Source organism: Methylomonas sp. Uni0011 (genome assembly GCF_056850255.1).
Genome location: NZ_JBVVNO010000015.1, coordinates 82,542 through 93,995, shown reverse-complemented (window position 1 = coordinate 93,995; position 11,454 = coordinate 82,542). Strand labels below are relative to the sequence as shown.

At 48.1% G+C, this 11,454-nt stretch carries 11 protein-coding genes; 3 read left to right on the top strand and 8 right to left on the bottom strand.

Going from position 1 to position 11,454, the window contains the following annotated elements; translation table 11 throughout:
• Positions 1 to 387 precede the first annotated feature (387 nt).
• Entirely contained in the window at positions 388 to 897 is a 510-nt protein-coding gene (locus AC0IM9_RS15685) for a DUF1993 domain-containing protein (protein ID WP_256612431.1), read from the bottom strand.
• A gap of 136 nt (positions 898 to 1,033) precedes the next feature.
• Between AC0IM9_RS15685 and AC0IM9_RS15680 the strand changes: the two genes are divergently transcribed.
• Both AC0IM9_RS15680 and AC0IM9_RS15675 read left to right on the top strand, forming a co-directional pair.
• On the top strand, positions 1,034 to 1,660 hold the full coding sequence (locus AC0IM9_RS15680) for a plasmid pRiA4b ORF-3 family protein (protein WP_445369982.1): 627 nt from the start codon (positions 1,034 to 1,036) through the stop codon (positions 1,658 to 1,660).
• A complete protein-coding gene (locus AC0IM9_RS15675) occupies positions 1,660 to 2,184 on the top strand; it encodes a DUF6933 domain-containing protein (RefSeq protein WP_064023767.1) in 525 nt (174 codons plus the stop codon). Before AC0IM9_RS15680 ends, AC0IM9_RS15675 begins: the two co-directional genes overlap by 1 nt.
• 120 nt (positions 2,185 to 2,304) lie before the next feature.
• Here the strand turns inward: AC0IM9_RS15675 and AC0IM9_RS15670 are convergent, their stop codons facing one another.
• The 4 genes from AC0IM9_RS15670 to AC0IM9_RS15655 form a co-directional block, all read right to left on the bottom strand.
• Complete coding sequence (locus AC0IM9_RS15670; RefSeq protein ID WP_482804623.1) at positions 2,305 to 3,339, bottom strand: Y-family DNA polymerase; 1,035 nt, start codon at positions 3,337 to 3,339, stop codon at positions 2,305 to 2,307.
• A gap of 362 nt (positions 3,340 to 3,701) precedes the next feature.
• Positions 3,702 to 4,595 (bottom strand): CE1 family esterase, encoded by an 894-nt coding sequence (locus AC0IM9_RS15665; RefSeq protein WP_445369980.1) that lies wholly within the window; start codon positions 4,593 to 4,595, stop codon positions 3,702 to 3,704.
• Between the two features lie 45 nt (positions 4,596 to 4,640).
• Positions 4,641 to 5,246 carry a hypothetical protein gene (locus AC0IM9_RS15660; protein WP_445369979.1) on the bottom strand — a complete coding sequence of 202 codons (606 nt, stop codon included), beginning with the start codon at positions 5,244 to 5,246 and terminating at the stop codon, positions 4,641 to 4,643.
• Between the two features lie 42 nt (positions 5,247 to 5,288).
• On the bottom strand, positions 5,289 to 5,615 hold the full coding sequence (locus AC0IM9_RS15655; protein WP_205453080.1) for an EthD family reductase: 327 nt from the start codon (positions 5,613 to 5,615) through the stop codon (positions 5,289 to 5,291).
• Between the two features lie 119 nt (positions 5,616 to 5,734).
• Between AC0IM9_RS15655 and AC0IM9_RS15650 the strand changes: the two genes are divergently transcribed.
• Entirely contained in the window at positions 5,735 to 6,610 is an 876-nt protein-coding gene (locus AC0IM9_RS15650; protein WP_445369978.1) for a LysR family transcriptional regulator, read from the top strand.
• A 278-nt stretch (positions 6,611 to 6,888) separates the two neighbouring features.
• Here the strand turns inward: AC0IM9_RS15650 and AC0IM9_RS15645 are convergent, their stop codons facing one another.
• From AC0IM9_RS15645 to AC0IM9_RS15635, 3 genes are all read right to left on the bottom strand, one after another.
• On the bottom strand, positions 6,889 to 7,467 hold the full coding sequence (locus AC0IM9_RS15645; protein ID WP_482804622.1) for a TMEM175 family protein: 579 nt from the start codon (positions 7,465 to 7,467) through the stop codon (positions 6,889 to 6,891).
• Positions 7,468 to 7,903: 436 nt separating this feature from the next.
• The gene (locus AC0IM9_RS15640) at positions 7,904 to 9,214 is read right to left on the bottom strand and encodes a Y-family DNA polymerase (RefSeq protein WP_445369476.1); all 1,311 of its coding nucleotides are present in this window, start codon (positions 9,212 to 9,214) and stop codon (positions 7,904 to 7,906) included.
• A 50-nt stretch (positions 9,215 to 9,264) separates the two neighbouring features.
• Complete coding sequence (locus AC0IM9_RS15635) at positions 9,265 to 11,448, bottom strand: site-specific integrase (protein ID WP_482804621.1); 2,184 nt, start codon at positions 11,446 to 11,448, stop codon at positions 9,265 to 9,267.
• Positions 11,449 to 11,454: the final 6 nt, after the last annotated feature.

The following is an 11,454-nucleotide window of genomic DNA, read 5'->3' as shown; positions in this document are numbered from 1 at the left end:
CTGCAAATCGTTGCCCAACTATGTGTTGCGTACAAAGCCTCATGGGATCCCACCATTCTTCAGGGAGTATGCTATGACGAGTTACCAAACCTCTCTGAGTTCATCTCACTTCTACAGGCAGCCAAGGCATAACCTTTGCGCGAAGCCCCACAACTCCATGTTAAATGAGCAATCTGTGACTTATACCGGACATTCAGAGATCAACCTCGAAGGACGGCAATTGGCCGGTTGGTTGAGGTCGCCAGCGGCTGCTTTGCAGTCCGCCAGATTTCCAAAATCTGGATTTCCCCGACTGGCCGCAATGTAGAAAAGCAACCGGTAAAATTGGGGTCGAAATGTCACCGTCAGCCAAACTAAATGGATGTCAGCTTTCGAATTAATCCACAATCAACCTAAGTCACCCAGGTAATCCTTCTTGCCGATTTCCAACCCGTTGTGCCGCAGAATGGCGTAAGTAGTGGTTACGTGAAAATAAACATTGGGTAGCACAAAGTCTGTTACGTAGGTTAAGCCGGTAAAGGTCAATGTGCGGTCATGCAAGGGCAGCAAAATCGTCTTGGCTTCCGATCCATCTATTTGCTCCGCGGGAAACGAGTTGATATGCGCCAATGTTTTATCAACTCGCTCGATCAACTCGGCAAACGAGTTTTCAACATCGTCGAACTTCGGAGGCTCCTGTCCGGCTAAACGGGAAACAGCACCCTTGGAAACGTCACTAGCAATTTGCACCTGACGCTTCAACGGGTACATGTCGGGATATAGGCGTGCGTTGACCAATACCGACGGATCAAACCTTTTGGTCTCTGCGAAATCAGTCGCTTTTTCCAGAATGGACCGTAATTGCGTCAGACTGCGGACGAGGGGCGGAACCGAAATGGCAAACATGGATAAAGACATCTGATAACTCCTGCACGGGTGAATCAGTCGAATGGGTAGTGTAAGCCGCTTTATCAAAACGCGCGATCAATATTGTCGATTCGAATTCGGTTGCCGTAGGGTTAAACTACAGCGCATTAATATATCGAGATTCGACATGGTCGAGCAAAAGCCCGTTCGTAAGAAACACACCAACAGTACCAGTCAACCATGCTTGTACACGCTGCATATCGAGCTTAGGCCTAATGAAATTCGCCCACCGATCTGGCGAAGGTTGGAAGTCGATGGCCGTATCAGTTTGGCGAAGTTACACCACTTTATTCAGGCCGCCTTTGGCTGGAGCGACTATCACCTGCATCAGTTTAAAATTCGAGACCAGATTTATGCCCTGCCGGACCCAGGCGATGAGCTCGATATGCTGGACGAGCGCAAAGCCTATTTGAATCGCTTGCTGGCTACCGGTGACACTATGCTCTATCGCTACGATTTGGGTGATAACTGGGAACACCTGGTGACCGTCGAGGAGATTCGCAACGACTTAGACAACGATCCCAAAGGCGGCGCCTGGGTATTGGATGGCGCACGCTCTGGTCCTCCGGAAGATGTCGGCGGCCCGGAGGGTTATGCCGATTTTCTGGAAGTCCTGCAGGAGGAACCGAATTCTGAAGAAGCCGCCCATTTGCTCGAATGGGCAGACGGCGATTTCGACCCTGAGAGATTTGACCGGCGATTGGCCAACGCAGCGATCATGCGTATCTTGTTTAACCGTTGGGGCGGCAAATAATGCTGGTTTTACGCTGTACCAAAAAGCTGCAAACTGCACTCAAGCTGAAAAAAACCGACCTGGTCGATGCGAGTGTCGAAACCTCTAATTTCTGCTCGTGGCACCTCAATCTAATCGAGATCGACGGTCGCCCCTGTCTGTTGGTAGCCAACGACCAAACGCTTTTCAATTTCTTGATTGCCGATGTACCCCAGCTTGACGCTACCCAACTGATCCAACTGTTTAAATCCTATCTGCATTGCGTATTGGCCGCGGAAGGTTTCGAGCAGACCTTTATTCAAAATCTGATGACCGACTTTGCCGAAGTCAGGTTTGCCAACACCAACAGCAGACGAGTGCTGGGCTCGTTAAACGAGCTGGCCTTTTTCTACCTGTGCCACCTGGAAGATGAAGGCATTCACAGCCCCCGTTTGCCGGAAATTATCAAAAAAATGAATCGCGTCGTTATGGGCATGATTTCCTCCAGCGCCATCAACGAAGTTCATGATTTGTTCGGCCTAGAGCGTCCGCAACATCAGTGGTGAATCAGTCCGAGCCGCGACCTCTTAGCCGCTTTGAACGTCGCGCGGGTATACAGTTCGATCAAACACCTTATAGCGGGGAGTTGGCAATACAGTATCACCCATTCAGGTTAAATTGATTTGCTAGCGGCAATTCACCGTAGCTAAATCCCGCCAATTCGTCGTATAGCGCTGTGAAATCCTCTCCGCCTTGGGCTTCCAGGTTTGATCGATCCGCGTGCTGGCAATGGCAATGCCTTTAGGAAACCGGCGATTGATCTGATCCACGGCTTGCATCAGCTGAGGGCTTTCCTGGGTTTGGTTGTTGCCGAATAAATCAAATTGTTCCGGCGCGGTTTGCGGTTGAATCTGGCTGAGCTGTACCCCGCATTTTTGATAGCTATAGCCGGTGCGGTAAATCTCCTTGAGCAATTGTTGCACGATGCCGGTAATGATGCGGCTGTCCTGGCTGGGGAATTGGAGTTTTTGACTGGCGGCACGCTGGTATTGCGGTTCGTGTTCGGCGAAAGGATTGGTGCGAATAAAGGCAGTGACATAGCCGGTCACCGAGTGTTGCTGGCGGAGTTTTTCGGTGGCACGGCAAGCAAATTCGGCCATCGCCGGACTGAGTTCTTGCAGCGTGGTCAGTTTGCGGCTGAAGCTGCGCGAGCAGACGATTTGCTGTTTGTTGGGGGCGATTTCTTCCAAATCCAGACAGCTTATGCCGTTGAGTTCCATCATGGTTCGGGCCAGGACCACGCTGAATCGTTGTTGCATTTCCCGCGGTGATTGCCGGGCTAAATCCCAAACCGTGCTTATGCCCAGCTGATTGAGTTGTTTGGATAACTGGCGACCAATGCCCCAGACTTCATCGATCGGCACGATCTTCATCAGTTTTTCCCGTCTGAGCAGATCGGACAGATTCAGCACGCCGCCGGTTTGTGGCCATTTTTTGGCGGCAAAGTTGGCGAGTTTGGCCAAGGTCTTAGTCGGACCCAGGCCGACGCAGACCGGAATCCCGACCTGACGCTGGACGGTTTGTTTAATCTGTTTGGCGTAGGTAATGGGGTCTTGACGACAAGGGTACAACTCGGTGAAATCGAGAAAGGCTTCGTCGATGGAATAGACTTCCACTGTCGGCGCGAAGGTTTCCAGAATCGACATCACCCGTGCCGACATATCGGCATTTATGTGGAATTAAAAAGCAAGCTATTTTTGAAAACAAACAGTTATCATTTTGACGAACGGCAAAATTGGTTAAAATTTTAACAAAACCGACTTTTCAACAGAATCGGCCAAAACCCGTCGCTCGGAGTAGCTATCCCATTTTAATAATTAAGGCACCATGTAACCCAATCGGCTGTCCGGTATTCGGCTTCGTTTTGGGTCGTCGTTTGATGGCTCCTGGCTCAATACGTCCAGGTCGGTTGTCAACCAACTGTTCAGCCACTAAAAGGAGCAGGCAGACCCGAGAGGAATCCGGGTGACCGTTTGCTTTCGGGTTTACCTTTGCACCCATTACGATTCATATAGAGCCAATTTCACTTTGCCAGTGGGCTAACTTGAGTCGCTGACACAAAAAACTCGACAATATCCTGACTTCGCTCGGGCCAATGTGAATGGATTTGATCACCTTCACAGTACAACGTTTTTACGCCCCCGGCACACCCTGAATAAGAGGAGCAACCATTTGCGATTTTATCCGGAATAGGATCACATTTATTACAAGCTGCCCACCAACCCACCGCTTGCTGACCATAACCAGGAAACAGGCGATCCTTGCTGCTGTGCATGATCATAACCGGCAAGGGCTCGGGGCATTTGCGGTCGCGTAAATCATCATACGCAACCCCTGCTGCGCTCGGCGCAATTGCACGTGGGATGTGTCGTGTGCCAGTCATAAACGCTAATGCCATTGCCGAAGTCCCTCCATCGGAATGTCCCGTAACATAGACCTGTTTTTCATCAATACACCACTTTTTGGCCATTAAACTGGGAATGGTGCCTAATTCTACGGTAGTGCTGGGCGATAATTCCGGGTGATCCGCATAGGCTACGATGAAACCGGCTTGGGTAGCAGGAAAAGTGAACCCAGTTGTTTTTTCGGTTTTAGCCCGATTCGATCCGGCCGGAGAAAATACCAGTAATAGTGGGTGGGCAACGGATGCATCATAATTGGCTGGTGTGCGGACATTGTATTTGATGCCATTTTCGGTTTCTTCACCATAAGTCTCTCCAGCGGCTCCACTGAGTTGATCAGCTTTGCAATGACGTTGCAGCATCTCAGGTCGATACACGGCCTGCCCCAATTCTACCGAGTCGCCGCTATGATCCATCAAAAGCATGACAACCATTACTAATATCGGTAACCCGAATAGCACTTTCTGCCAAGAATTGGTTCTTAAAAGAAAAACCTTTAATTGAGCCATATTCATAGTCATATTCCCCCTAAGTACGTTTGACTCGCCTGTACCATTCGCTCATGCCCCAGGTGAGTGATTGGGCGCTTCCTTATTCGCCAACTTCATTACTATAAAAGCCAGCAACAACAAGCTTCCGATCATCACAATCTGCAGCATATAGCCTTTTCCCGGAACCGATTCCAGGCCAACAGAGAACGGAATATGAGTATCAAGACGCTTATCCTTGTCGACAATAGCGATGTGTGCCAAATAATTACCAGCACCATATTGACTAAAATCGACCGTACTATCGAAAGTACCGTTTTTAACTTTTTTCGGCTGCTGATAAAAAACCCTTTGCCCTTCAGGTTCTTTGGTGATTTCGAATTCCACGCTGACATTGCGCAGACTTTTACCTTCGTAGTCGAACACCAAATTAGTTGGGCCGATTTCGGGAATGATGCTGCAATATTCCCGATCCCCTGACAGAGTCGGGGTATAGGCCGTGAAATGGACTCGTTCAAAACCAACCCTCGTAACGCAAGCATCGGCCTCGTCAGGCGCACCTCGATGCGCTTGGGCAATAGTTGGCATTAATCCGACCCAAAAGACAACAGGCAGCAGACCCATCCACCTAATGCGCTTATAAGCCGCCGTTTTTAGTTTGTTGATAGAGTTAGGCATTGATTTGCCTCCACAGTGATTATGTTAAATCCGATGGTCGGATTAGAAATCAAAGGTTTCCACCTCGGAGATCAGAAACAACGGCTCACCACCGCTAGAAATCTCAACGGCATGCTGAGCTGTTTCTTGGCCGCCTGGTGAATTCAGACAAGCCTCTAATTCGGCGAGGGATGGAAAATAAACCTCGGCAATCCGATGAAACTGCGCTGCAGATTTGTCTGCATTGGAAAGAATCAATGAGGCGACAAATCGTGTTTTGCCGGCCAGCTTTTCGACAGCCATCGGCACATGCTCATCAGCATAACGACGTTCAAAAGTTTTTAAATCTGTTGGTGTAGGGTACATTACGATTAATTTTGCTGTTTTCATAGGAATATTGAATATTTAGGTGACTTGGTGTTTATATTAAATAATGAGTTATGTTAATTGTAAAATACCAATTTTCTATGAAATAATAGGTTTTTCCTATTCAAGAAAGGAGACAAGCTGTGGAAATGCAACAAATTCGCTATTTTCTGGCCGTCTGCGATAAAGGCTCATTCACTCGCGCTGCACAAGCAACCTATGTGGCCCAACCCTCCCTGACGCAAGCAATTAAGAAATTGGAAGATGAACTTGGCGGTGAGCTATTTAGCCGAGACCGCAGCGGATGTCGGTTGACGGCCTTAGGACGTTTGGTCGAACCTTCTATACGTGAAATAGTGCGCAAGACGCAAGCTGTCAAAGCTGAGGCTGTGCGTTTCAGCCGCTTAAATACTGTGCCACTTCGCATCGGCGTGATGACGACAATTGCCGCACACCATTTAAGTCCATTCTTCACTGACTTTCAGCAAGAACGACCCCATGTAGAACTGGAATTAGTCGTCGACAGTGAATGCAATCTATTGAATCAACTTGATGAAGAGGGCCTGGATTTAGTTATCAGTGCACCAACATCCTTACTGGCAGAGCATTACCAGTCTTTAGAGCTTTACGAAGAACGCTATGTCGTTGTCTTCAACGACAAACACCGTTTCAATCAAATGCAACAAATTGATTTAGCGACCATACAAGCTGAACCTTACTTGGATCGCCTGAACTGTGAATTGCGTGAAACACTGAGGAGTGTGTGCCAGGGGCGGCAGGTCAATCTTTATGCTGCCTATAGAAGTAATAGCGAAGAGTGGATACTGAGTATGGTACGCGCCGGAATCGGTGTTGCGCTAATGCCGGAATTCACCATCACCAAAAATGCAGATCAGATTCGAGTTCGTTATCTGTCAGATCCGGAAATTCGTCGCACCATCTGCGCTATATTCCCGCCCACATCGGCCGCAAAACCCGAAGTGGCAGAAGTATTGAAAAGTCTGCGGATAGGTTTTTAAAAAATCACAGGTTAGGCAAAACTAAATCAAAAGTCCGATTATGGCGTTTAAAGGGGTTAGGAAACCTCTGATTATTGCAGATTTTCAAGAAAAATTGACGCGCAAGCCATTGCTTTAATTGGTGCTGAACCAATCGGCCAGAAAGCCGCCATACATGTTTCTCAATAGCTGACCTTCAAATAGGCTTGAGCAGACCTTCACCAACTCAATTTATTGTTAAGGTTACAACGAAAAGCCCAGTTTTATTTGGTCATTTGCTTGGCAAATCAAAAATCCTTTTAATATTCAGACATCACGTTCTCAATACGTCGATCTGGCACTAACCATAGCAATGCGACCAGCACATAAAGCCCTTGAGCTAACCATGGCGACCAAAACGTGCTTAGTGTCGCTATTAAGTAAATCAATGGTGAGGATTTACCCTTCCAGTCGCTACCGACAGCTCTTTTTAATAGCGAATTTGCCCCTTGTGAAACGATGATGAGGTATTGTATTAATATGTAAGCGATTGCTGCCATCAATAGAACCACTCCGTAAGCCATCGTTGGTATAGCCGCAAAGTGATTTTCCCCCATCCAGGCAGTTGTGAAAGGAAATAACGATAACCAGAACAATAAATGCAGGTTTGCCCACAGTATCGAACCAGTGACTTTTTGGCATGTTTGCAGTAAATGGTGATGGTTATTCCAGTAAATGCCTACATAGACGAAGCTCAACACATAGCTTAAAAGCACAGGAATCAAAGGAATCAGCGAATTGATGTCCGCAGAATGGGGTACTTTCAATTCCAATACCATGATGGTGATAATGATGGCCAGTACCCCATCACTGAATGCCTCCAGCCGACCTTTACCCATGTCTTACCTCGTTAACGTTTTAGTGATGGGTAGCTATTATTACAGCCTATGGTTACGCACAGTTTTTTAAAATACAAAATTCAATTGGGTTCTTACATAATCGCTATCATGTTCACCTTCAGTAATCACTTGTCCCGCAAAAAATGGCTGTAAGTAAAACCGAGTGAAAGGTGTTTATTGATTTCTCACTCTGTGTTTGCCGAAATGGCGAGGGCTCGATATTGGCAGGCACCCTCTATATGTGGATGTCGCAAAATTGGCCGTTGGATGCGGTCGCCAATGACCGCTTTGTAGATCTCCAGTTCCCAGGCGCTGGATTTAGCTGACTGACTGGTTTGGAGAAGTGCGACCGTCAAGTTTGGGTCGTTGCTTCCCTTTCACTACCCATCCTGTAAGCACATCAGGTATCTTTTTGCCCACTCTGAGTAATGATTAGCTAGCTGCATTTTACAATCGCCAACTCATCCCACTGGGTTGTATAGCGTTTTGACATGCGTTCGGGCTGGAACTGCCAGCTTTTGTTTAATCCTGTGGCGGCTATAGATATGGACTTAGGAAACCGATGGTTGATTTTATCGAAGCAGGCCATTAACTCTCGCTCCTTTGAAGATTTTGGGTTGGCAAACAAATCCGTCTGACCAGGCATGGTATTGGGGTAAAGGCCACTTAATTGGATTCCGCATTTCTGGTAACGGTAACCCTCCTTGTAAATACCCTGCAACAACTGCTTGGCAACATTGATCAACCTGCGTGTATCTTGCGTGCCTATTGCCAATTTCAAAGTTGCTGAACGTTGATATTGAGGTTCTTGTGGATTAAACGGGTTAGTCCTGATAAACACGGTTAAACGATCTGCTGTCGAATCCTGTGCTCTGAGCTTTTCCGCTGCCCGGCTGCAGAACTCGGCTAAAGCTTCCGATAATTCCTTCAAATTTTCTAAAGGCCGCTTAAAACTTCGGGAACACATGAATTCTTGTTTGTCCTGCGCTATTTCTGCAAGCTCCAGGCAGGAAATGCCATTTAATTCCATGATCGTTCGAGCCAAAACAACACTAAACTGCGACTGCATTCGTTGAACGGGCTGCTGCGCCAAAGTCCAGACGGTGTGAATGCCGAGTTGCGAGAGCTGCTGGCTTAGGCTTGAACCGATACCCCAGACTTCATTGACCGGTAACAGGCGCATTAACCGCTCCCGCCGTTGAGGGCAGGACAAATCCACAACACCGTTGGTTTTAGGCCATTTTTTAGCGGCAAAATTTGCCAGTTTCGCCAACGTTTTAGTCGGCCCCATTCCGACGCAAACTGGGATGCCGGTATTTTTCTGGATCGATTGTTTAATAGTGAGACCATAACCGATAGGGTCTTGCTGACAAATCCCGGTCAAATCTAAGAATGCCTCGTCAATCGAATAAATTTCGGTGCTCGGTGAAAATGTCTCTAATAATGACATCACTCTGGATGACATGTCGCCATATAACGCGAAATTTGATGAAAATAGATGGACATCATGTTTTTTAACCAAGTCGGCCACTTGATAAAGCGGCACCCCCATTTTGACACCGAGGGATTTTAAAGCCTTGTTCCTAGCGATAAAGCAACCATCGTTATTGCTGAGTACGCCTACCGGCTTATCCCATAAATCCGGACGGAATACGCACTCGCAACTGACATAAAATGAGTTGCAGTCCACTAAGGCAATCAGGGGTCGCGGCGGCAGTGCAGAAAGGGAATTGCGTGGGTCGGACATATGAATAAGCTTTTTAAGTGGCGCCAAAGTATACTTTTTGTTCTAATTTATTAGGGAACTTCATTCCCATGAATTTGCTGCGGCGTTCTGCCATCCAGGGTTGGAACATTTTTTAGCTTGTCCAGCATGGCTTCCAGCTTCTGAAGGTCACCCTTGACGATCTGTTGTTCCTCGGGCGTTAATGGCACCTCCTCAAGATAACGGTGCAAAAACGCTTTGGCCGCCAGTGCTTCACCCTTGACCGAATCCTTGGGTATATTGAAGTCGCAGCCAGCGCAGGCCATACGGTGTGGGCAGGTACTCCAGAAGGGGTTTGAGCAATAAGAGGAGCCTAAATCATAATATCGGTAAGGCTCACCCTTGGCTGCGGCTCCACTGACCACGGCTGTATGGTCGATAAGTACTTCGATTAGGTGTGACATCTGATCAGCTTTCGCAAAAGCGCCGGCTAACTGCGTAGGTTTCGTGCGAATATAGTACAAAGTAGATTTTGGACTGCGATGGCCTGACCATCGCATCAAATCAAATAGGGACATCCCTTGAGGTACGCTAGCTAAGGCAGTGACAGCCGAGGCCCGTCCCCTGTGGCTGCTGATTTTGCCTCTGCTGTCCTCTACAGGCAATCCGGCTTTGGCGCATAACATCGGGATGATCGTATCATTGATTGCCGAGTGTCCAATCGTCTTGCCACGGTACTGAAACAAAAACCGTACGCGTTCACCTGTCTTGGGATCGATTAAGAAACCTTGTTCAGGCCGAATTGCTTCCCATTCAGTGATAAACTGCCGGACGATTGCACTCACCGGTTTTGCGAAGGCGGTGAAGGTTTTGCCGGCCGGCACATCTAAATAGCATAATGTACCGGCGGCAATTGTTGTGCCGGTCGTTTCATCAATAATGGGATCATTTTGGGCTCGCGCACAGCCGACGGGAAGGCGGATGATTTCGTTCTGCCGCAGTCCGGCATGAGTCCATACGACGCTGATCGCCCGCAACATTTCTAAGGGATACCAAATCTCACTCAGTTTATCGTTCGCTTCAAGATTGAGGCTGGCCCATACCAATTTGAGCCAAAAATTGTCGTCTATGGCTCGCGGATTGGGGCCGCATAATCTCAAGATTGAATTCGGTGTGGCCAAATGATAATACGGATTAAACTTCAGCCGGACCCAGCCCCAATGTTGAATGTCACGGAAGAAACGCCGCATGGCATACAGTACGGAGCGTTTGGAATTAGCGCCAAGCGGCGTTCCTAGATTAACTCGCCCAGTATAGTCGAACGAATGAAGCTGCCATTCGCCAACCTTGAGCCGATTTAGGGCTGCGAGAAAATCAGCACAGGTTTCGACCGTCCAATCCGCCGGACTGGTGATTTCTGGATGAATTTGGGCTAGCCACAGGCCAGCACGCAGAATATAGCTGTAGTTAGACTCCCGTGTTTTAGGTTGCAAGGTCGATGTTTCCCGCCATCGCCGGCAATAATCGACCCATTGCGGCGCAATACCACCACCGCTTTTTTCCTTCCATGAGACATAATTGCGCATCCGGAGTGGCTCGGGCAGGATTCCCAGTGCGGCCAACCCGTGGGAGAGCTTGCCGATACCGTGAGCTTGGGCGCTGTACTTTTCACGGGTGCGTTCCAAGAGTTCGGTATCGAAACTTTCTAGGTAGGGGTTGCGGTTTTCCAGCATTACCGCTGCCAGGATGGATGGAAAATTCTGTTGCAGATTAACTTTGCCATACCCAATTTTCTGTAAAGCCTGATGTAAACGCCCACATTCGCGTTCGAAAAGTTCTTCTCCGAAAATCAATCGCCCAAGACCGGATAAATAAAATATAGGGCCAATGCAATGGACGAGGCGGAAATCGCAAAGAAGATAAGCATTCGCAGTGATGAAAAGTCGTGCGCTTGAGTGGATTAATGGGTGGCGGACTAAATCAATCCAAGCCTGCTGACTCCAAGCCCAGTAGGGCTGCTGAGTTCGCTGAATCTCTTGCAGGATGGCGGTCTGAGCTTTGGCGTGCCTTTCTAGCAGGCTTTGCTTCGAACTCAAAGCCGCCACATCCCGTAGCGGCAAATAAAGCCTTGGCACAGCAGCTCTAACCCTCATGGTATTACTCCAACTGACCAATGAACATTCTTCAGTTTCCGATAGATATGGACTTCGATCATACTGAGCCAAATCAAGAGGCCATTGCCAATTCTTCGCACTTACAGAATCTAATTGAGCCATAGGGCA